This window comes from uncultured Thermosynechococcus sp. (assembly GCF_938074695.1).
GTDB lineage: Bacteria > Cyanobacteriota > Cyanobacteriia > Thermosynechococcales > Thermosynechococcaceae > Thermosynechococcus.
Window position 1 is genome coordinate 1 of the sequence record NZ_CALJEM010000038.1, and the last position, 21,047, is coordinate 21,047.

The following is a 21,047-nucleotide window of genomic DNA, read 5'->3' on the forward strand; positions in this document are numbered from 1 at the left end:
GAGGACCCTGAGTTTGAGACGTTCTACACGAAGAACCTGCTGTTGAACGAGGGCATCCGTGCTTGGATGGCGCCCCAAGACCAACCCCATGAAAACTTTGTCTTCCCAGAAGAGGTACTCCCCCGTGGTAACGCTCTCTAGGGGATAGAGGGAATTATTCTTCCCCGCAGATCCCTCTCCGATTGGGGAGGGATTTTTGATGGGGTGCTGCCAGCTCAGGGAAACAGGGGAAGCTCCTTAAAAGATTTACCGTGGGCATCTTTAACAGAAAGGAGGGGTTCACCCTCAATTGGCCATCGAATGCCAACGGTCGGATCATTCCACAGCAGTGTATATTCGTCCTGCGGATTATAGTAATCCGTTGTTTTGTAGAGTACCTGTGCGGTTGGCGATTTCACCCAAAACCCGTGGGCAAAGCCAGCAGGAATCCACAGTTGCTGGAAGGTCTCAGCCCGCAGCCAAATCCCCAGCCATTGCCCACAGGTGGGGGAAGAGCGGCGTAAATCAACCACTACGTCGAAAACTTCCCCTTCCAAAACCCGCACGAGTTTGCCTTGGGGCTGCTGGCGCTGATAGTGTAATCCCCGCAGAACCCCTCGCCGAGAGGCGGAGTGATTGTCTTGGACAAAGGTAATTTCTAAACCTGTGGCCTCCCTAAAGACCCGTTGGTTAAAGCTTTCTAAAAAAAAGCCCCGCTGATCGCGAAAGACAGGGGGTTCCAAAAGGAGGAGGTCAGGAATGGCCAGCGGTTGGACTTTGAGCATGCATACCTCCTGTGACTTCTGCCCATACCTGCAAGAGATATTGGCCATAGCTACTTTTGCGCAGGGGTTGCGCTAGTTCATAGAGTTGCTCTGGGGTAATGTAGCCCTGATGCAGGGCAATTTCTTCTAGGCAGGCAATTTTGACCCCTTGCCGTTCCTCTAGAGTGCGAATGAAGCTACTGGCCTGTTGCAGCAGATCAGGGGTACCCGTATCCAGCCACGCATAGCCACGTCCGAGCAATTCCACCCGCAGTTGCCCCTTTTCGAGGTAGAGGCAATTGAGGTCAGTGATTTCCAGTTCCCCCCGTGCCGACGGTTGAAGCTGAGCTGCCAGATCGCACACTTGATGGTCATAAAAATAAATTCCCGGCACAGCATAGTTGGATTTGGGGACGGCTGGCTTTTCCTCAATACCGAGAACGCGACCGCTGGCATCAAACTCAATCACGCCGTACTGCTGGGGATTGGCCACCCGATAGCCGAAGATCATTGCCCCTTCCGTAAGTTGAGCTGCCCGTTGCAACTTCTCTGAGAGATCATGGCCGTAGAGAAGATTATCCCCAAGGGCAAGGCACACAGGTTCCCCCTGTAAAAAATCGCGCCCCAAGATAAATGCTTCCGCCAAGCCATTGGGTTGGGGTTGCACGCAATAGCTAAGGGAAAGCCCCCACTGGTGACCATCCCCTAGAAGCTTTTCAAAGAGATAGAGGTGCTCTGGGGTGGAAATAATGAGAATTTCCCGAATCCCCGCCAACATCAGAATTGAGAGGGGATAGTAAATCATTGGCTTGTCGTAGATGGGCATGAGCTGTTTGCTAACCACCTGTGTCAGGGGATAGAGGCGCGTGCCGGATCCGCCGGCTAGAATAATTCCCTTCATAGGCAACGGGCGAGAACACGACCATAGTGAGTTGCCAGCCAAGCACTGTAGTCGGCAGTGCGAGCCGCCTCAACCCACTCTGGGTGAGCGAGATACCACCGCACCGTTTTTTCTAGGCCGGTGTTGAAGGTTTCTTGGGGCTGCCACCCCAGTTCCCGCTGGATTTTGCGGGCATCAATGGCGTAGCGGCGATCGTGGCCAGGGCGATCGCTCACAAAGGTAATCAAGCTGCGGTAATTCAGATCAGACCGGGGCACAAGGGTTTGCAGGAGATCACAGAGGGTTTGCACGACCTCAAGGTTAGGCTTTTCGCAATTGCCACCAATATTGTAGGTTTCGCCCACCTGACCCCTTTGCCAGACGGTATAGACAGCGCGGCAGTGATCTTCAACGTAAAGCCAATCCCGCACATTTTGACCATCCCCATAAATGGGTAGCGGTTGCCCTGCCAGGGCTTGGCAGATCGTCAGGGGAATCAGTTTTTCGGGAAACTGGTAGGGGCCATAGTTGTTGGAGCAATTTGTTGTGAGTGTCGGCAGGCCGTAGGTGTGGTGGTAGGCACGCACAAGGTGATCCGAAGCCGCCTTTGAGGCGGCATAGGGACTATTAGGAGCATAGGGGGTGTCTTCTCGAAAGGGGGGATCTTCAGGGCCAAGGCTGCCATAGACTTCATCGGTGGAAATATGAATGAAGCGAAACTGCTCCTGTGTTCTTGTAGGTAACCGTTGCCAGTAGGCTTTGACTTCCTCTAGGAGATTTGCCGTCCCGACCACATTTGTTTGGATAAAGTCTTGGGGACTATTGATTGAGCGATCCACATGACTTTCGGCAGCAAAGTGAATTACGGCATCGGGCTGAAAGGCCTGCAATAGCTCTTGGACAAGAGGGCGATCGCCCACATCCCCCTTCACAAATTGATAGTTAGGCAGTTGCTCCAACATAGCCAAGGTGCCGGGGTGACAGGCATAGGTCACTTTATCCAGGTTGAGTACTGCCCCCCAACCCTCCGTGAGGGCTAAGCGCACAAAGTTGGCGCCGATAAAACCACCCCCACCCGTTACCAAAAACTTGCTCATGGGCATTGATACCCCCAGATTCTCGCTTGCATCATATCAAGACTAGACAACGATTCAAAAAAAAGACGTTTACTCAGGTTTTGCCTGCCGAGATTGACCAAGGGGGCGACAAGCCTCGCCGCATAGCGCAGACGGTGCAGCCGTACGATGGTCTCGTTGTCAATAATAGCCAAGTCGGCCTAGGGCAGGACATGCCGCAAGTAGCGCCTAGGGAGAGACGAGGAGCAAAACCCACCGCAGGAATCTCCGGTCTTTGGGCTGGGGAGGAGGCCAACTGAACTTGAAGGAATGCCAGCAGTTAATGCGGGACTTTCTTGCTCAGCACCCTCACCGCTGGTTTAAGGACAGTGGCAAGCTGGGTTCTCAGGAGGAAAAAATGTCCTAGGAGACAGGAATACGCGGCAGACGGTTCTTAAAACCACAGAGAATTTCCCAAGTAATTGTGCCGAGGGTGTTCGCCCACGTCTCCACAGTCAGGCAGTCTTCGCCATCTTCACCTAGGAGCGTGACGACATCACCTTCTTGCAAGCCATCAAGGTCACTAACATCGATCATCAGTTGATCCATCGTAATTGCCCCCACTTGGCGCACCCGTTTTCCCCGGACGAGGACTTCGAGCTTATTGGAAAGCAGGCGCGGTACCCCATCGGCGTAGCCAATACCAACAACGGCAATTTTCATCGGTTTAGGGGCAATGAATTGGTGACCATAGCTAATGCCCGTATGGGCGGGAATGTCTTTCAACAGGGTAATGCGCGATCGCACCTGCATCACCGGTCGCAGGGGCACGACCTCCCGTAAATGGGGAGCAGGATACACGCCGTAGAGGCTCAAACCAATGCGCACCATATCGTAGTGACTACTGCGGTTGGCCAAAGTGGCTGCCGAATTGGCCATGTGACGCCGTACCGACCCCAACCCAAGGCGGGCAAGGTCTTGGCACACCTGCTCAAAATAGGCCTGCTGCTGCCACATTAAACTGGGGTCAGGATCATCGGCACTAGCAAAGTGGGAGTAAATGCCTTGGATCCGCAGGTGGGGTAACCGCTGCACAAATTGGACAAAATTCACTGCGTCCTGCCACGGACAGCCCAAACGAGACATGCCCGTGTCAATCATCAAATGGACATCGAGGGGTTCCCGTAGATGATCGGCGTAATCAGAGAAAATCAGGGCTTGCTTGGGTGTAGAAAGGGTGGGCTGGAGTTGCCACTCGGCCATCATCTGCACTTGCACGGGCAAATTGACGGATCCCAAGACCAAAATTGGCGCTGTAATTCCCGCTTGGCGTAGGGCAATCCCTTCGGGAATGGTTGCCACCCCGAGCCAAGTCGCACCGTGGGCTAAAACGGTCTGAGCCACGGTTACAGCGCCATGACCATAGGCATCTGCTTTTACTACAGCTAAAAGTTCCGTGGTCGGTGCCAGCCACTGGCGAAGATGTTGGGTGTTGGCGGCCAAGGCCGCTAAATCAATTTCAATCCATGCGCGCTCACACTCATGGGAGCGGGTGAGCTGTTCCTGACTGAGCATTGTCTTTCCTGTCCTCACACCATCAACTCCCCAGTAGGGGGTGGCCAACCCTACAGCCACGGGTGTTCTGTGATTCAATGTATAGCACTCTATGTTCAGCGTTGGCGTCAATATTCGGTTCTTAGCAAAACCTGCTAGAGTGTCACTACAGCCCTTTTCTAAGACATTAGAGTCCATCAAAGGGATGCCTTGCTTCCCCACAGTGGCTCTCACGGTTTTGAGCGTGTTCCATCCCTGTAAAAAGCGCTAGATTGGCTGTGGTTGCCCTCTTTCTAATAGGGCAATGTCATTTTTGTTGGTGTGAGGTCGAGGTTCGAGTGGACAACTGGCACAAGACATCCCTAGGGCTAAATCCTCTGGGAGCAATTGGTGTGTTTGACAGTGGGGTGGGTGGCTTAACGGTTTTGCAGGCACTGCAAAGGCTCTTACCCCAAGAGGCATTTCTCTACTTTGGGGATACTGCACGGCTACCCTATGGCACCCGCCGCCGCAGTGAAATTCTCCAGTATGTGCGAGAAATTCTAACGTGGATGTACGGCCGCGGAATCAAGATGGCGGTGATGGCCTGCAACACCAGTTCAGCCCTGGCCTTGAGTCAGGTACGCAGGGAATTTCCCTTTCCCATTCTTGGTCTCATTCTCCCCGCGGCGAGGATGGCGGTTACCCTAGGAGAGCGCATTGGGGTTATTGCCACCCCCGCAACCGTCAAAAGCGGTGCCTATGGGCGGGCGCTTCGGGAACTCTCGCCAACAGTGGCGATCGCCCAAGTGGCTTGCCCTGAGTTTGTCCCTCTTGTGGAGAGTAATTGCCTAGAGGGCGATCGCGTCCATCGCATTGTGCAGCAGACCCTAGCTCCCTTAGCTGACTTTGCCCCCGATACTCTCATCTACGGTTGCACCCACTACCCCCACCTGCGCCATGTGATCGAGCAGTACTTGCCGCCCACGGTACATCACCTTGATCCTGCCCATGCTGTGGCCCGTGCCGCATTGCACAAATTAGAGGCTATGAATTTGGCCACTCCCTGCCCCCAAGGCCAGGTGCAATTCTATGTCAGTGGGAAACCCGAACACTTTGCCCACTTGGCCAGCCAATGGCTGGGATACTTGCCCACGGTGGAACACTTGCCCTTGAGTCTGTTAACTCAGCTCCCTCTGCCATTGGAGAAAACCGCCCTTGAGCCAGAGATCTCCGTGGTTGCGGCCAGTTAGGCACCCTAGGGAATTTTGGCACAATAGAACTATGCCCTGGGGCCTTGTTCTCTATTCACCACCCTTGGAGGATTCCCGTGAGTAGTACCAGTAACTTTCAAGAGGCGATTCGTGAGGCGCGCAGTCACGCGATCATCGGTCCCAATGTCATTCGCAATGCCCTGCCCTTTTTGGGGGGCGGCCTTCTGCTGACGGCGGTGGGTAGTTGGGGCGGTCTAGGTGTGCTGGCTGCTGCGCCCCAGCTTTTTATGCCCACGTTTGTGGTGGCCATTATTGCTGAACTTGTGCTCTTTTTTGTGGCGCAGGGAGCCGCGCGCAAAGGGAACAATGGGTTAGCCCTGCCTCTACTGGCCACCTACAGCTTGCTGTCGGGCTATACCCTCTCTGGATTGATTTATGTTGCCCTCAGTACCGTGGGCATTATGGGCATTGTCCTTGCCGCCGCAGGCTGTGGCATCACGTTTATGGCTGCCAGTCCCATTGGCTCCAATCTCTCAGAGCGCGATGGCTTTGCCCTGGCCAAGACGGTACAGCTGGGCATTATTGCGCTTTTGGTGGTCTTGGTTCTCCAGTTGGTTTTTAGCTTCTTTGGCGTCTTTACGCCCACGTTTCTAGAAATCGCGATTTCTGGCATCGGCGTGGTGCTCTTTGTAGGAGCTGCGGTGGTGGACTTTTTTGTCCTACCCCGCACGTACCGCGATGATCAGTATCTCTCTGCTGCTCTTTCGATGTACCTGACCTATATCAACCTGTTTATTTTTATCCTGCGGTTACTGATTGCCCTCAATCGGGAGCGCTAAAGCAGCAGGTGACACTGGGCATGATCCCGAAGCAGATGGTCACAGAGAACCAAAGCCACCATTGCCTCCACCATGGGCACCGCTCGCGGTAAAACACAGGGATCATGCCGCCCCTTTGCTGCTAAGACTGTTTCTTCGCCCGCCTGGTTCACCGTTTTTTGAGCCTGACCAATGGTGGCCGTGGGCTTAAAGGCCACCCGCAAAATGATGTTTTCACCGTTGGAAATCCCCCCCTGAACTCCTCCGGAGCGATTGGTGCGGGTGCGAATTCGCCCCTGTTCATCGGTGTAAAATTCGTCGTTGTGCTCTTGACCGGTGAGCAGGGTACCCGCAAAGCCAGAGCCAATTTCAAAGCCCTTACTGGCGGGCAGGGACATGACCCCCTTGGCCAGATCTGCTTCTAGCTTGTCAAAGACGGGGGAGCCTAGACCGACAGGCACGTTGCGCACCACACACTCAATAACGCCGCCAATGGAGTTTGCCTGCCGCCGAATTTCATCCACCAGGGCAATCATCTTTTCGGCAGTGACGGCATCGGGACAGCGCATGATATTGGCCTCAACGGCAGCGGCTTCTACGGTATCGGGATCAACGACGGCTTCAATGTCTTTGACCCGCTTGACGTAGGCAATGATTTCGGTGCCAGCGACTTGAGCAAGAATTTTGCGGGCGATCGCCCCCGCAGCTACCCGCCCAATGGTTTCCCGCGCTGAGGCACGCCCACCCCCTTGCCAATTGCGAATCCCGTACTTGCCGTCATAGGTGGCATCGGCGTGGGAAGGACGATAGACCTGAGCCATTTCGGCATAATCTTCGGGGCGGGTATCCTTATTGCGCACCAAAACGGCAATGGGGGTACCGAGGGTTTTGCCCTCAAAAACCCCTGAGAGAATTTCACAGCGATCGCTCTCTTGGCGAGGCGTAGTCAGGCGACTTTGGCCAGGACGGCGGCGATCCAGTTCCTTTTGAATATCCGCCTCCGACAGTTCCAAGCGGGGAGGGCAGCCATCCACCACTACCCCCACACCGCCCCCGTGGGATTCACCAAACGTGGTGACCCGAAATAGATGCCCAAACGTATTCCCCATAGTGATCCTAGAATCTACGATGCGCTCACGCGAAAGGCCATGCCACAGCCACAGGTTTGACTGGCATTGGGATTGTGGAAGCGAAAAGCCCCTCCCATTAAGTCTTCAATGTAATCTACGCGCAAACCCCGTAAAAGCTCAGCAGCGTTAGCAGCAATCGCGATCCTCCAGCCTTGGGACTCGGTGAGTAAATCCGTTGGCTCGGCCTCGGCCACAAGGGCCAGATCATAGCGCCAGTCACCGCACTCACTGGGTTGCACCTGAATCCGCAGAATTGCTGCCCGGCCGCCACTAATGCCGTGGGTCTGGAGACGTTCCAACTCTTGAATGGCTGCGGGGGTCAATTCCACCATTTTGCACAAAACTAGCGGGAATCACCAGTATATCGTGGTTTGAGGAGGTTGGTGAGCGCTGCTTTGGCGTTGGGGTACTCAAATTGAAATCCCATTGCCAGTGTCCGCTCCGGCAAGACCCGTTGCCCCTTGAGCACCACATCGGCACCTTCCCCCAGCAGCAGTTGAAGGGCGGGGGCGGGCACCGGTAACCACGAGGGGCGTTGCATCACCTCTCCTAAAACACGGCAAAAGTCGGCCATCGTCAGAGGCTCTGGGGCGGTGGCATTGTAAACGCCCTGCATTTTCGATTCATCCACGGCTGTGAGAATGAGGCGCACCAAGTCCTGCTGATGAATCCAGGAAAACCACTGCTGACCGGATCCCAGAGGCCCCCCGAGGTACAACTGAAAGGGCAACAGAAGCTTGGCCAGCGCCCCCTGCTCCCCCAAGACAATGCCAAAACGGAGGATCACTAGGCGCACCCCCAAGTCTGTCACCCCTTGGGCCGCTGCTTCCCAGTCCACACAGACCTTGGCCAGAAAATCCGTCCCCGCGGCATGGGTTTCGACAAATGTTTCGGTCTCACTGGTGCCGTAGTAGCCAATGGCCGAGGTGGATACCAATACCTGTGGCCGCTGTTGACATTGGGCGATCGCCTGTACCAGTTGGCGCGTCCCCACCACGCGACTCTCGTAGATCTCCTGTTTGCGCTGAGGTGTCCAGCGACCATTGGCTAGGGGTTCGCCCGCGAGGTTGATCACGGCATCTGCGCCCTCTAGGGCAGCAAACCAGTCACCCGCTGCTTTTGGGGTATAGCCAATGCACTCCACACGGGGAACGCTTGCCAATTGTTTAGCCGCCCTTGCAGGGGAGCGCACTAAAGCAACGACTCGATCGCCGCGATCGCTCAACGCTTTGACCACCTGCTGGCCAACAAAGCCGGTGGCACCGGTAACAACAACCTTCATAGATTCCTAGCCATGGGTTACGCTGGACGTCTTTGAATCAAGAGCCGCCACCAGCGGTTGCCACTCGGTGCCGTAGCGTTCCCGCAGAGCCTGCCAAGCGGCCACTTGACCGGCGGCGTATTCACCGGGTTTGCCCCACTGCAAAAAGGCACTGAGAACGGACTTTTCATTGCTATCGAGAAAGCGGATGGCATAGGTGGGAAAATTGCCCCGCTTCGCCTGACCCTCCTCAAAGCGGATTTTGGCCACCTGATCCATATTCAGGTGAAACTCAAAGTCCTCTGTGTGCATGTTGGCATAGCGCCCCTTGGGCAGTTCAGCATAAAAGACCTTGCTGAGGGGCGATCGCACCTCCAAAACCGCCACCTCATTGGTGACCACAAGGCGCAGTAGCCCCAGTTGCTCACAGTCACTGAGGAATTGCTGAAAGGAAAGAGAAGTATCGGACATAGTTGGTGGAGTTGCTAGGGGATTAGCCATGCGTGCTTCTTCCACTGTGGCGCACAGCGGATGCCGATGCAAGCTTGGGGAGTTCGCTCTCTATTTCGCCTTGGCCAAGTGCAGCACCACCCCCAGACCCGCACCCATATCCTCTGGAGTGACTTTGCCATCGTGATTGGCATCGAGGGCATCAAACACTGCATCGCTTCCCAGCCATTCTTCGCGGGTAATGATGCCGTCGCCATCGAGGTCATAGACATGGAAGAGTTCTTCTGCCGCATGGGTGAGGATTTCGGCGCCTTCAAGGCGGGCTAGTCGCCGTGCCAACAAGTCTTCAAGGGTTTCCAGCGCCTTAGTAAAGCCCTTAATACCCTCCTCTAGTTTTTCACTGGCCATCTCGTCGGCGGCATGCATCCGGCGGAAGGTGGTTTCATCCATAGAGACCCTTTCAATGTCAAGGGTAGCGGCAATGGCTGGATCAAGTTTGCGCTGGAGTTCGCCCTCGGTGTTTTGCAACTCTTGGAGGAGCGCGGGTGAAATTGTCAGCAGATCACAGCCCGCCAGTTCGATAATTTCGCCAATGTTGCGGAAGCTGGCCCCCATGACTTCCGTGGGATAGCCGAATTTCTTGTAGTAATTGTAGATTTTGGTCACAGACCTCACCCCCGGATCCTCAGGGGCAGGGTACTCGGCGCGACCGGTTTTTTTCTTGTACCAGTCGAGGATGCGACCGACAAAGGGGGAGATGAGGGTCACGCCCGCCTCGGCGCAGGCGATCGCCTGGTGAAAGCCAAACAGCAGCGTTAAATTGCAGTGAATGCCCTCTTTTTCGAGAATTTCGGCAGCGCGAATACCTTCCCAAGTCGAGGCAATTTTAATCAGAACGCGATCGCGCCCTACCCCTGCCGCCTCATATTGGCCAATTAAGTCCCGCGCCTTTTCCACCGTGCCCGCCGTATCGTAGGAGAGCCGCGCATCCACTTCCGTTGAGACCCGGCCGGGAATAATCTGCAAAATTTTCAAGCCAAAGGCTACCGCCAAGCGATCCGCCGCCAGGGAGACAATCTCACGGGGAGTGGCACCCGACCCCAAATCCGCCTTGGCTTTGAGCAAGGTTTCATTCACAATGGGCTGGTATTCCTTCATTTGGGCCGCGGCCGTAATCAACGAGGGATTCGTGGTGGCATCGCGGGGGGTAAATTTTTCAATGGCGAGGATGTCACCGGTGTCTGCCACCACAACGGTCATTTGTCGCAACTGTTCCAGCAAGTTCATGGGACAAGTCTCCCAAACATGTCCCTTTCATTATCGTTCGCCAGCCCAAGGGTCGGGGAAAGCCGCGTAACAAAGCGCAATATCATATCTCCTCTGTGGGCTATTTAGGTGTAATCAATAGCTGCGATCAATGAGTGACCAGCCTTGGGTCTCTACCCGCGATCGCCAGGACTGCCACTGCTGCTGCAGTTCTTGTGCCGTTTGCGGCGTATTGAGGTGATTGCGCCAAAGAATTAGGGCATCCTCTTCGGGATTCTGGTAGTAACGGGGACGCCGCCCCACCACTTCAAAGCCAAAGTGCTGATAGAGCCGTTGCGCAGCTTCATTGCTGGCCCGCACTTCCAAAGTTGCCCACCGGCGATCGCCCCCCCGATGTCCCAGTTGCAACAGCCGACACAGCAGTAACCCCCCTAACCCCCGCCGTCGGTACTGCGGATGCACCATTAACAGCACAAGGTGCAATTCATCGGCAATGCCCCAGCTCACGCCACACCCCCACACCTGCGCAGGGCTGGCCACCACCAACAGCGTGTGCTGTGGATTTTCTAATTCGCGGGTGTATTCTTGGTCAGACCAAAAGCCCCCCAAACACACCTGATCTAGGTGAACGATGCCATTCAGATCCATCATCGTTGGGCGTCGTAATTCTAATTGCCCCATTGCCATTGCCTGGAAGGGAGAGTGCTATCATGCAAAGGAAATAGTACCGTGTCGCAGCACCATGGCAGAAGAAACCCCCACCAAACCCGCGAAAAAGGAAAAGCCCCCTGCCGTTGAAGAGAAACCTTTTGCTGAATTCATCAACGAAGCCTTTTTACCTGCTCTTGAGAAAGCCCTCAGCAGCAAAGTAGGGGAGGTCACCCTACGCCTAGAGGGGAATACCGTGATTGGTGAGTGGGGCAAGGGAATGTACCAATTTCGCCTCTACTTCCTAGAGGGGGATATCCAAGGGCCAAAGGCCTTTGTCTGTAGCAGTGGCGGTATTGCCCCCAGCACCATTGAGCCATTTTTGGGGGATGAACGCAAGGTAACACTGGATTTACTGGTCTTTGGCGTGATGCAGCGCCTGAACGGCCAAAAATGGTTAGGAGGCAATTAGACCAAGATGGGAACAGCAATTCAAGTGGGCGATCGCGCCCCGGACTTTGAACTGACCGCTAGCGACGGCCGCAAGGTTAAGCTCTCCGATTTTCGGGGTCAAAAGAACGTCGTCCTCTACTTTTACCCCGCTTCAGAAACCCCCGGCTGCACGATTCAAGCCTGTGCCTTCCGCGATGCCTACAGTGTTTTCCAAGAACTGGGGGCTGAAATCATTGGCATTAGTGGTGACCCCGTGGAGCGACAGCAGGGCTTCCAGAAAAACCACCAATTGCCCTTTCTGATCCTCAGTGATCCGGGCAATAAGGTTCGCCAGCAGTATGGCGCCTCTACCCTCTTTGGCCTTCTTCCCGGACGGATTACCTATGTCATTGACAAAGAGGGGGTGGTGCGCTACGTGTTTGACTCCATGCTCAATTTCAAAGCCCATGTGGATGAGGCTCTCAAGATTTTGCGCCAGTTGGCCAGTGCCACTGCCTAAAACAAGAGGAGCGATCGCAACTAGAGCTGCATTACATTGCAGTCGTGACTCCTCCCCCAGGCGGGGCACATCTCCTTGCGCAGGCCCTGAAGCCCGATGGGCAACTCCAACCGAGCCAAAACTACCGCCGGACATCGCCACTGCCGGGGGGTGCCGATACCGATGATCGCTGTGCCTTTATCTCTGTTAGTGGCGTGATTTCGCGGCTGCAGGGGGCGACGGATTTGCTTCATCAACTTCTAGGGAGCATTGCCCAAGCACCCCTAGTACAATAAAAAAGAATGAGTTAGCGCGGTGGTTGCGGGAGGTAACACCTCCTGAGGAAAGTCCGGGCTTCCGAAAGACCAAGCTTGCTGGGTAACGCCCAGTGCGGGTGACCGCGAGGATAGTGCCACAGAAATATACCGCCGATGGAGGGAAACCTCACAGGCAAGGGTGCAACGGTGCGGTAAGAGCGCACCAGCAACACCGTGAGGTGTTGGCTCGGTAAACCCCGGCTGGAAGCAAGGCGTGCTAGCGCTAAGGAACCAGGGTTGGTCTTTTTCCCAGTTCTTTGCTAGCCAGAGCCGCTAGAGGCACTTGGTAACAAGTGTCCCAGATAGATAACCACCCTTTGAACAGAACCCGGCTTACGTCTAACTCATTCATTTTCAAAATCCCTTGTGAGGATGTGCCCTTGAGTCTTTGCCCCCCCTGTTTGGATCCTCTATGGTGAAGCTGGGTTATCTTGGCCCAGTGGGCACCTACAGCGAAGAAGCCGCTCAAAGCTACGCCCAATGGCAGCACCGGCAGGGCGAACCCGTGACCCTGATTCCCTTGACGACGATCGCCGGCTGCTTGGAGGCGTTAGCGACCGGAGAATTGGATTTGGCTCTAGTGCCCAGTGAAAATTCCGTTGAGGGCAGTGTCAACATTACCCTCGATTCCCTGTGGCGACTGAATACATTGCACATTCAGCACGCCTTTATCCGCCCCATAGTCCACGCCTTCGTTGCCCAGACTCAAGAGCTAGGCCACATTGAAGCGGTCTATTCCCATCCCCAAGCCCTCGGTCAGTGTCAGCGCTGGTTGCAGGCGCATCTCCCCCATGCCTGCCAGTGCCCCGTTACCTCTACTGCCGAAGGGCTGCACTATGTTGCCCAGTCATCGCGGGTGGGCGCAATTGCTTCCGTGCGGGCGGCGCAACTGCATCAACTGCCCATTGTGGCGACAGAAATTCAGGATATTGCCGACAACTGCACCCGTTTTTGGGTTGTCAGTCGCCAACAGGGGGAAGGCTGGCCCAAGGAGGGGGATACCCACACCTCCATTGCCTTTAGCCTCAAGGCCAATGTGCCGGGAGCCTTGCTGAAGGTGCTGCAACTGTTTAGCGATCGCCAGATAAACCTCAGCCGCATTGAATCGCGCCCCAGCAAGCGAGCCTTGGGGGATTATCTGTTTTTTGTTGACCTCGAGGTGAATGGTCGCCCTGAGGTAGTGGTTGATTGCCTTTTGGCTCTCAAGGAAGCCACGGATGTATTGAAAGTCTTTGGGAGTTATCAGTTTCTAGACCTGGGAGAATAGCTTAACCATGCGTATCGGTGTCCCCAAGGAAATCAAAGATCAGGAATTGCGGGTGGGCTTGACCCCCGATGCAGTGCACAGGTTACGAGAGCGCGGCCATGAAATTCTAATTCAGGCGGGAGCTGGGGAAGGTGCCGGTTTTAAGGATCTAGACTACAAAGCGGCGGGAGCGAAAGTGGTGGTAACGGCAGAAGCTGCATGGGATGCTGATTTGGTCATCAAGGTCAAGGAACCCCTGCCCCCTGAATATGGCTATCTGCGCCCCGGTCAACTGTTGTTTACCTACCTCCACCTTGCCGCCAATCGCGAGTTGACGGTGACCCTCATGCAGTCGGGCGTGACTGCCATTGCCTACGAAGCCGTAGAGGAAACCCAAAACGGCCAACGCCATTTTCCCTTGTTGACGCCCATGAGCAAAATTGCCGGACGTCTGGCAGTACAGTTTGGCGCTCGCTTTCTAGAGAGTCCCCAGGGCGGTCGAGGTGTGCTGTTGGCAGGAATTCCGGGCGTGGCACCAGGGCGAGTTTTGGTGTTAGGGGCAGGGGTAGTGGGCACTGAAGCGGTGCGCATGGCAGTGGGACTGGGCGCCCGTGTCACTGTCGTGGATATCAATGTGGAGCGGCTTTACTATTTGGAAACCCTCTTTGGTGACCGCGTCGAGTACCTGTATAGCACGCCGGAACTCATTGCTTATTTAGTACCCCTCAGCGATCTGGTGATCGGCGCTGTTTTGGTGCCGGGGCAGCGACCCCCCTGCTTAGTTCCGGAGTCGGCAGTATCAGACATGCCCCTGGGGGCGGTGATTGTGGATGTCACCGTGGATCAGGGGGGCTGTGTAGAGACGATTCGCCCCACCACCCACTCACGACCGGTTTACAGCGCCTGTGGGGTGATTCACTGCGGTGTACCCAATCTGCCAGCGGCGGTGCCGCGCACGGCCACCCAAGCCCTCACGAATAGCACCTTGCCCTATATCCTTGCCCTTGCCGATGCCGGCGATCGCGCCCTTGAAGCAATTCCTGCCCTAGCAAAAGGCCTCGTTATCAAGGATTACCAACTGGTTCATCCCGACGTGCGGGCTGTCTTTCCAGACCTCTAGGGAATTTTGCAAACACCTTCGCAGAAAAATAAAATAAAAGTGCTGAATCTCGTGTTCAGCTGATTCAATGGAAACAATTGCAAAAAGAATGGCAGAACGGCAATAGCAACGTTACAAAGTAAAACACAAGGGGGGCTGTAAAGACGTAGCTATCGGCGCGATCCAAAATGCCGCCATGGCCGGGAATCAGTTGACCAGAGTCCTTGACGCCGGCATCCCGTTTCATCATTGACTCTGTTAAATCCCCCAGGAGGCTGGCAATGCCAATCATGAGGCCGAAGATGGCGCCCAACAGCCAAGGCAGTGGCCAGCCAAGGGAATGTGCTCCCCAAAGGGCAACCCCTAAACTCCCTAGAACGCCAAACACTGCCCCTTCCACAGTTTTCTTGGGACTGATGTGGGAAAGGCGGGTGCGGCCAAAGAGCTTGCCAACTGCATAGGCACCAATGTCCGCTGCCCAAATACAAACAAAGGCCAAGAGGGTCATCTGTAACCCCAAGGGCAAAGCGGTGAGCCGAAACTGCTCTGGCCAAAATCCCCCCAAAGGTAGTGTTGCCTGTTGCTCTAGCCCCCGCAGACGCACCCAATAGCTTGGCAAATAGCCGCCGTAAAACAGCCCCATGATTGAGGTGGAAATATCGGCAATCGAGGCCAGCTTGGGTTGAAATAGCAAGTAGAAGCAAATGAAAGTACCTGCCACGGGAAATACAGCATCCGCAAGATCTGGCCGCAACAAACAGGTGATGAGAAGTACTTGACTGACTACGAGGGTGGTTTTGGCCGCTGGCGCACTCCCCTTAGCGCGAGCCAGTTCAAAGTATTCCAGTTGACCGAGATAAATCAGTGCCCCAATGCCCAGACAAAAATACCAACCCCCTAGCACGGTCATCAGTAGCGCGAGGGCGATCGCGACAAGTCCACTGGCAATGCGGATCCAGAGCATGGTGGTAGGGGCGGTGATGAGGAAAGGGGGGTACATTGGGCTGCGCGTTCAGTGTCTGCGTAGAGCGTCCAAGGAACGATCGCCGCTACATTAAAAAGCTTAATCTAAATTCACCAACGTTAAGGGAATATTAACAGGTCTGCCCTAAAACAGGAGGCATGGCCCTGTCCTTGGCAAGCTATAACGGATTAGGGAACATCGGAGGGGCAAAGGCGTCATGAAAAGCGATTGGTCTGAGGTCAATTGTATCCATGACATCCAGTCTTCCCCTTCCTTGGACGCGTGTTGAGGAGATCAGTGCTCGGGTGACGCTGCCGCTGACAAAACTTACACCCCAAGAGTTGGTTATTCGCTGTCAAGCCGGCAGAACCCCAGATCGTGCTGCTTTTACTGAACTGCTGCGACGATACCAATCCCATGTGGAGCGAATTATCTATCATCTTGCTCCCGACTGGGAGGATCGCGCCGATCTTGTCCAAGAAGTCTGGATTCGGGTTTATCGCAATATTCACAAATTGCAAGATGCCAGCAAATTTCGAGGTTGGCTCAGTCGCATTGCCACCAACTTGTTTTACGATGAGTTGCGCAAACGCAAACGCCATCAACCGCCCCTTTCCCTGGATGCGCCCTTGAAAACCCAAGAGGGTGAAATGAATTGGGAACTTGCCACCAGTGATACTAGTCCCGACGACCGGCTGCGCACGGATGAATTCTATGATCAATTACGGCGGGCGATCGCCAACTTACCAGAAGCCTTTCGGACAACCATTGTACTTCGGGAGATTGAAGGCCTCTCCTACGAAGAAATTGCCCAAATCACCGGAGTTTCCCTCGGCACCGTGAAATCGCGAATTGCCCGCGCCCGCCAGCGACTCCAACTAGAACTACAACCTCACCTCGATCTCCCCTCAGCCTAATGCGAATCACGCCTACCCTTTTCCTCCACGGACAACCCCCTATGATGGACGAACTTGATCCCTGCAAACACGATACCTTTGAACTCTTGAGCGCCTACCTTGATGGTGAAGTGACGGCGGCAGAACGGCAGCAGGTGGAAGCATGGCTCGCCACCGACCCCGCAGGACAACGCCTCTACCAGCGACTCCTGACTCTCAAGCAGCAGATGCAAGAGCTGCCCGTACCCCTGACCCCCTGTCCGGCGGATCAGTTGGCGGCCCAAGTAATTGCTAAGGCCAATCGCCCCCGTCGTATTTGGGTCTTAGGGAGTGCTGGGGCAACACTAGCTGCATCCCTTGTGGCAATGCTTACAGGTCTCATTCCCAATCCCTTCCCTAGTCTGCCTGTGGCTGTTACTAGCCCTGCCCGTCTTGAGCCGGCACCATCTCCTTTACCGATTGAGCCAACAGCAGTGGGTTTGATGCTCAGTCTCGACCGTCCCCCCGTAGCTATTCCGGTGAGTGAAACGGCTCCTGCGGTGCTGCCAGAACCCCAGGCAGAATCAACGACTAAACCCCCAAGCCAGGAATAATCTCCGGCTTGAAGGGACGCTCTAAAAGACAATTGAGAGCTGCTTGGGGCGTGAGATTGCCAGCAAGAACCGCGTTCACCATGGTAGTAATGGGAACCTCTAACCGGTGTTGTTGGGCATAGGTGCACAGAACCCATGCAGTGTTTACCCCTTCGGCAGTGCCTTTTGTCAAGGCTAGAGCCTGGGAGAGAGATTTCCCCTGGGCAAGGTGCCACCCCACTTGATAATTGCGACTGAGGGCACTGGTGCAGGTGGCAAGGAGATCCCCTAACCCAGAAAGACCGTAGAAGGTTTCCACTTGTCCGCCCCAGTGAGTCCCCACCCGCACCATTTCTACGAGTCCTCGGGTAATCAGGGCAGAGCGGGCATTGACGCCAAGACCGAGACCATCATTGACGCCACAGGCGATCGCAATCACATTTTTGAAGATGCCCCCCATTTCAACGCCCCGCCGATCCTCATTGCTGTAGAGGCGAAACGTGGTACTACCTAACCAGTCCTGCACTTGCTTGGTAGCTACTGAATGCCCCCCCACTACTGCTGCTGCCGGGAGTCCCTGCTGAATTTCAGCCGCCAGGTTGGGTCCCGAAAGCACAACCAGATCGTGATGCGGACAGTAAGTTTGCCAAATATCTGCCGCCGTGGCAAAGGTTTCAGCTTCTAGACCCTTGGTGGCACTGACAAAGATGATGCCCAAGGGGGGGTGAAGAGCGGCAACTTGAGTAGCAACTTCCCGCACCGCTTTGATGGGGAGAGCCGAAACCATTAACTGAATATCTTGGAAAAGCGCAGCCGAAAGTGGGCCTTGCGATCGCCCCCAACAGGAAACCGTGCAGCCCTGTTGCTCGAATAGGTATGCCAGTGTCTGTCCCCAATGACCCAGGCCCAAAATCAATACCCTTGGGGACATACCATCCCCATCCTAGGGGGTAACCGTTAAATTTTGGAATTGTTGCTGCTGCCGTTTGCGAAAGGCCTCTGCTTGCGCATTGAGATTTTCCATTTGATCTGCGACCACTTCGTTGGGATCGCGACCATCCATCAAACGCAGCCGATTCATCAATCCCGGCAGAGAAAAATTGCCATTCTGGGGATTGAGAATGGTGCCTAGATCATTGGCATTGCCGTTTTGTTGCCAGCCCTCCAGGGGGTTATTGGGGCTTGCAGGCCGGGCAAGGGCTATACTTCCCAAATTGAGAGTTAGTGCAGCAAGGGCAAGACCGCTCAGGTGGCGAGGTGTCATGGGTCACTCCTCAAAATTGCGCTAGGAATGCAGACGATAGGATGGCCCAATCGGTGCCGCAGTGAAAAGGGCTGTACAGGAAATTATACCAAGTCTTTGCCTAAGGATTGCAGAAGTAGCACTGACTGGGATCGGCGACAGTTGCCGTCACAGGGACTACTTGTTCATACAAACAGCGTTGACAGCGATAGCGGTTGGCTTTGATGGCGCCGGTGGGTGCCCCACATAGCCCACAGGGTAGCCCCGGCAGTTTCTCGCAGGCCACAAACCCCGGCCAACCACACTGCGGACAGCCCTGAGCCATGGCTTGAACGAGCTGAGCAGCAGCTTGAGCAATCACCTGCATCCGTGTGGGGTTCATGTGGGCACGCATGTCAGTTTCTAGGTGGATTCTGGGGCTGTAGGCTTGCAGGGTGGCGATCGCCCTTTGCAACTGTTCCTCGCTTTGCATCCCTTTGAAAATTGGCGTATTGGGGGGCGGATTAGCCTGCGCCATGGCAATCAAACCATGCTCTGGAAAGCCCACCCGTGCCCCAAAGGCCAAGGCCTCTTCAAGATCACTCACGGTGGCATGGTTAAAGTTCGTTTCCAGGGAGAGCACCTCCCCCCGCAAGACAAGGTCATGGCGGCGATCCACAAGGAGAATCAGTTCGCGATCGCTCGGCAGCAGCGGAAATTGCGGATGGGGGCCAAAGCTCCCTTCACTGGCAAGGACTAAGTCTGCATCCATTTGCGCGAGCACCGCTTCTGCCTTGGCAAGCGCCGCCTCCTCTTGGGTACCCGTCCGGGGAATTTCACGGCTAAAGGTGCCAAAGCGATCGCTATCAAAGTCTGGCGCCACAATCACGCTTACCCCTAAGGAAGCCAGAGCAGGAGCAATTACCTGTTCTTTGCCGTGCTTGGTGGCAAGAATTGCCGTGCGTCCTTGAAAATAGGCATCGGTGGGTCTAAACTTCACCGCCCAAGTAGGCCTCAATCACCTTAGGATCGTTTTTAACACTGAGGGGATCCCCCAGGGCAATCAGTTGACCAAAATCTAGAACCGCTAGGCGATCGCACAAACTCATTACTAAAGGCACATGGTGCTCAATGAGAATCACCGTCAGTTCAAAGGTCTCCTTCAGGCGGCGAATTAACTCACAGAGGTCTTGCTTTTCCTTGGGATTCATACCCGCTGCCGGTTCATCTAACAACAGCAGTCGGGGTTGCAGTGCCAAGGCACGGGCCAGTTCAAGGCGGCGTTGTTCACCATAGGGCAAATTGCCCGCTCGCTCGTGGCGACGTTCATAGAGATTTACCCAGTGGAGAAGTTCCTTGGCGCGGTTCTCCAAGCGCTCCTGCGCACGACGTACAGGCGGTGCTCCCCAGAGGTTTGCCCAGAAACTGGCAGGGGCATGGAGATGCTGGCCTAGGCGCACATTCTCCCAAACACTTAGCTCTGGAAAGAGGCGGATATTTTGAAAAGTGCGGGCAATGCCCAATGCGGCAATCTGGTGGGGTTTGAGCTGGTGGAGGGGCTGCTGCTGAAACTGAATTTGCCCTGCGGTGAGAGGAATTAACCCCGTCAGCAGGTTAAACAGCGTCGTTTTACCGGCACCATTGGGGCCAATAATGCCGAAAATTTCGCCCCTTTCGACGCTAAAGGAGACCCGCTCAACGGCCTTGAGGCCGCCGAAGTAGCGGCACACATTCTCTAGAGTCAGGAGTGGCTGTGACATCTAGGGGTGGGTTGGCGGCAGTTTCTCAAAGGCTTGGTAGACCATGCGGGAGACTTGGCGAATGAGTTCACTGCCTCGGGGATCATTGTAGGGGCGTTTCACCATCATTGCCGCCACATAGCGCTGACCATTGGGCATATCCACCATCCCTGCATCCCCCACCACAATACCAATATCTCCGGTTTTGTGGGCAATGGTGGCCCCTTTACCCAAACCCGCAGGCAAGAGGGTCTTGGTGACCGTGCGCCGCATCATATCCAGCAGGCGATCGCGACTACGGGGCGAGACAATCTCCCCTTGAGCAATTTTTAGCATCAGGGTGGCCAAATCGCGGGGGCTGGTGGTGTTCGTGCCCTGCATATCCGGTAGCGGATTGTGGATCACCGTGTTTTCCAACCCCCATTCCCGAAACTGCTGGTTGAGCACAGCTGCGCCTCCCAGGCGATCAACGATCATATTCGTGGCTGTGTTATCGCTAATGGTAACCATTAACTCTGCCACCTCAAGGACGGGATACTGGGAATTTGGCTTTTGGTATTGCAATGTACCGGCCTCAGGGGCAATGAGATCGGGGCGCATCGTCAGGCGTTCATGGAGCGTGACTCGTCCCTCGTCCACCGCCTTGAAAAACGCCACAAGGATGGGAAATTTAATCGTAGATGCCGCCGGAAAGACCTGATCCCCACTTACATTGAGGGAGGCGCCGGAATCTAGGTTAAAAAAGTACAGCCCCGCTGTCAGATTGGGTTGACGGGTCACCAGTTGCTGAATTTGCCGTTGTAGGGTTGTGAGGGGACGTTCCGGAGGTAGGTTGGGCGTTGGCGTTTCGGGAGCGATCGCCTGACCGGCAGTTGTCTGTGGGGATAATGCCTGAGGCTGCAATACAGACAGCAGCGTTCCTACCGTTGCAGCAAGAGCCACCACACTGACCCCGAAGCGCAAAGTCATTAAAAACAGATTGGGACGGGGCGGTGTCGTGCTAGAAGTGGGGGGCGTTGCTGGATGCGGCAGGGAGGAAAGACCGGAAGACCGAACCATTGAA

25 protein-coding genes, 1 other RNA gene and 1 pseudogene are annotated in these 21,047 nt (G+C 55.1%); 11 read left to right on the forward strand and 16 right to left on the reverse strand.

Annotation, left to right across the window (positions count from 1 at the left end):
* Positions 1–141: pseudogene (locus Q0683_RS06095) on the forward strand (photosystem II protein D2); the annotation flags it as partial.
* A 74-nt stretch (positions 142–215) separates the two neighbouring features.
* On the opposite strand, the gene rfbC reads toward Q0683_RS06095, so the two are convergent.
* The 4 genes from rfbC to alr all read right to left on the reverse strand — a co-directional run bounded on the left by rfbC (position 216) and on the right by alr (position 4,253).
* Positions 216–764, reverse strand: coding sequence for a dTDP-4-dehydrorhamnose 3,5-epimerase (gene rfbC, locus Q0683_RS06100; protein ID WP_298976810.1), 549 nt, complete (start codon positions 762–764; stop codon positions 216–218).
* Positions 733–1,644 (reverse strand): glucose-1-phosphate thymidylyltransferase RfbA, encoded by a 912-nt coding sequence (rfbA, locus tag Q0683_RS06105; RefSeq protein WP_298976812.1) that lies wholly within the window; start codon positions 1,642–1,644, stop codon positions 733–735. The genes rfbC and rfbA overlap by 32 nt, the downstream gene beginning before the upstream one ends.
* Positions 1,641–2,720, reverse strand: a complete 1,080-nt coding sequence (gene rfbB / locus Q0683_RS06110) for a dTDP-glucose 4,6-dehydratase (RefSeq protein WP_298612406.1) — start codon at positions 2,718–2,720, stop codon at positions 1,641–1,643. The genes rfbA and rfbB overlap by 4 nt, the downstream gene beginning before the upstream one ends.
* Before the next feature lie 381 nt (positions 2,721–3,101).
* A complete protein-coding gene (alr, locus tag Q0683_RS06115) occupies positions 3,102–4,253 on the reverse strand; it encodes an alanine racemase (protein WP_298612403.1) in 1,152 nt (383 codons plus the stop codon).
* 317 nt (positions 4,254–4,570) lie between these two features.
* Here alr and murI point away from each other — a divergent pair, with 317 nt between their 5' ends.
* Positions 4,571–5,464 (forward strand): glutamate racemase, encoded by an 894-nt coding sequence (gene murI / locus Q0683_RS06120; protein ID WP_298612400.1) that lies wholly within the window; start codon positions 4,571–4,573, stop codon positions 5,462–5,464.
* 77 nt (positions 5,465–5,541) lie between these two features.
* Positions 5,542–6,264, forward strand: a complete 723-nt coding sequence (locus Q0683_RS06125) for a Bax inhibitor-1 family protein (RefSeq protein WP_298612397.1) — start codon at positions 5,542–5,544, stop codon at positions 6,262–6,264.
* Here the strand turns inward: Q0683_RS06125 and aroC are convergent.
* The 6 genes from aroC to rimI form a co-directional block, all read right to left on the reverse strand.
* On the reverse strand, positions 6,261–7,352 hold the full coding sequence (gene aroC, locus Q0683_RS06130; RefSeq protein WP_298612394.1) for a chorismate synthase: 1,092 nt from the start codon (positions 7,350–7,352) through the stop codon (positions 6,261–6,263). The genes Q0683_RS06125 and aroC overlap by 4 nt on opposite strands.
* A 14-nt stretch (positions 7,353–7,366) precedes the next feature.
* Positions 7,367–7,705, reverse strand: a complete 339-nt coding sequence (locus Q0683_RS06135) for an iron-sulfur cluster assembly accessory protein (protein ID WP_298612391.1) — start codon at positions 7,703–7,705, stop codon at positions 7,367–7,369.
* Between the two features lie 11 nt (positions 7,706–7,716).
* Positions 7,717–8,655 carry a TIGR01777 family oxidoreductase gene (locus Q0683_RS06140; RefSeq protein ID WP_298612388.1) on the reverse strand — a complete coding sequence of 313 codons (939 nt, stop codon included), beginning with the start codon at positions 8,653–8,655 and terminating at the stop codon, positions 7,717–7,719.
* 6 nt (positions 8,656–8,661) lie between these two features.
* Positions 8,662–9,105, reverse strand: coding sequence for a ChuX/HutX family heme-like substrate-binding protein (locus Q0683_RS06145; RefSeq protein ID WP_298612385.1), 444 nt, complete (start codon positions 9,103–9,105; stop codon positions 8,662–8,664).
* A gap of 90 nt (positions 9,106–9,195) precedes the next feature.
* On the reverse strand, positions 9,196–10,371 hold the full coding sequence (locus Q0683_RS06150; protein WP_298612382.1) for a transaldolase: 1,176 nt from the start codon (positions 10,369–10,371) through the stop codon (positions 9,196–9,198).
* Positions 10,372–10,485: 114 nt separating this feature from the next.
* On the reverse strand, positions 10,486–11,031 hold the full coding sequence (gene rimI / locus Q0683_RS06155; protein WP_298616945.1) for a ribosomal protein S18-alanine N-acetyltransferase: 546 nt from the start codon (positions 11,029–11,031) through the stop codon (positions 10,486–10,488).
* Between the two features lie 61 nt (positions 11,032–11,092).
* On the opposite strand from rimI, the gene Q0683_RS06160 reads away from it, so the two are divergent.
* The 6 genes from Q0683_RS06160 (at position 11,093) to ald (ending at position 14,612) form a co-directional block, all read left to right on the forward strand.
* Entirely contained in the window at positions 11,093–11,470 is a 378-nt protein-coding gene (locus Q0683_RS06160; protein WP_298616944.1) for a DUF2996 domain-containing protein, read from the forward strand.
* 6 nt (positions 11,471–11,476) lie between these two features.
* Positions 11,477–11,950, forward strand: a complete 474-nt coding sequence (locus tag Q0683_RS06165; RefSeq protein ID WP_298616943.1) for a peroxiredoxin — start codon at positions 11,477–11,479, stop codon at positions 11,948–11,950.
* Positions 11,951–11,994: 44 nt separating this feature from the next.
* Positions 11,995–12,225 (forward strand): hypothetical protein, encoded by a 231-nt coding sequence (locus tag Q0683_RS06170; RefSeq protein WP_298616942.1) that lies wholly within the window; start codon positions 11,995–11,997, stop codon positions 12,223–12,225.
* A 7-nt stretch (positions 12,226–12,232) separates the two neighbouring features.
* Positions 12,233–12,597, forward strand: an RNA gene (gene rnpB / locus Q0683_RS06175) — RNase P RNA component class A.
* Positions 12,598–12,658: 61 nt separating this feature from the next.
* Positions 12,659–13,513, forward strand: coding sequence for a prephenate dehydratase (gene pheA, locus Q0683_RS06180; protein ID WP_298976819.1), 855 nt, complete (start codon positions 12,659–12,661; stop codon positions 13,511–13,513).
* Positions 13,514–13,520: 7 nt separating this feature from the next.
* The gene (gene ald / locus Q0683_RS06185; protein ID WP_298615847.1) at positions 13,521–14,612 is read left to right on the forward strand and encodes an alanine dehydrogenase; all 1,092 of its coding nucleotides are present in this window, start codon (positions 13,521–13,523) and stop codon (positions 14,610–14,612) included.
* Positions 14,613–14,676: 64 nt separating this feature from the next.
* Here ald and Q0683_RS06190 read toward each other — a convergent pair whose 3' ends face one another.
* The gene (locus tag Q0683_RS06190) at positions 14,677–15,555 is read right to left on the reverse strand and encodes a phosphatidate cytidylyltransferase (RefSeq protein WP_298615853.1); all 879 of its coding nucleotides are present in this window, start codon (positions 15,553–15,555) and stop codon (positions 14,677–14,679) included.
* A 251-nt stretch (positions 15,556–15,806) separates the two neighbouring features.
* On the opposite strand from Q0683_RS06190, the gene Q0683_RS06195 reads away from it, so the two are divergent.
* Positions 15,807–16,472, forward strand: a complete 666-nt coding sequence (locus tag Q0683_RS06195) for a sigma-70 family RNA polymerase sigma factor (protein WP_298615845.1) — start codon at positions 15,807–15,809, stop codon at positions 16,470–16,472.
* 41 nt (positions 16,473–16,513) lie between these two features.
* Positions 16,514–17,044 (forward strand): anti-sigma factor, encoded by a 531-nt coding sequence (locus tag Q0683_RS06200; RefSeq protein WP_298976822.1) that lies wholly within the window; start codon positions 16,514–16,516, stop codon positions 17,042–17,044.
* Here the strand turns inward: Q0683_RS06200 and Q0683_RS06205 are convergent.
* From Q0683_RS06205 to Q0683_RS06225, 5 genes are all read right to left on the reverse strand, one after another.
* Positions 17,022–17,954: an NAD(P)H-dependent glycerol-3-phosphate dehydrogenase gene (locus tag Q0683_RS06205; RefSeq protein ID WP_298976824.1), complete on the reverse strand. Its 933-nt coding sequence runs from the start codon at positions 17,952–17,954 to the stop codon at positions 17,022–17,024. The two genes, Q0683_RS06200 and Q0683_RS06205, sit on opposite strands and share 23 nt — an antisense overlap.
* Positions 17,955–17,966: 12 nt before the next feature.
* Positions 17,967–18,287: a hypothetical protein gene (locus tag Q0683_RS06210; protein ID WP_298976826.1), complete on the reverse strand. Its 321-nt coding sequence runs from the start codon at positions 18,285–18,287 to the stop codon at positions 17,967–17,969.
* Positions 18,288–18,387: 100 nt separating this feature from the next.
* On the reverse strand, positions 18,388–19,245 hold the full coding sequence (locus Q0683_RS06215; protein ID WP_298615836.1) for a DUF6671 family protein: 858 nt from the start codon (positions 19,243–19,245) through the stop codon (positions 18,388–18,390).
* Positions 19,235–20,005 (reverse strand): ABC transporter ATP-binding protein, encoded by a 771-nt coding sequence (locus tag Q0683_RS06220; RefSeq protein WP_298976828.1) that lies wholly within the window; start codon positions 20,003–20,005, stop codon positions 19,235–19,237. Before Q0683_RS06220 ends, Q0683_RS06215 begins: the two co-directional genes overlap by 11 nt.
* Complete coding sequence (locus Q0683_RS06225) at positions 20,006–21,043, reverse strand: serine hydrolase (protein WP_298976830.1); 1,038 nt, start codon at positions 21,041–21,043, stop codon at positions 20,006–20,008.
* Positions 21,044–21,047 lie beyond the last annotated feature (4 nt).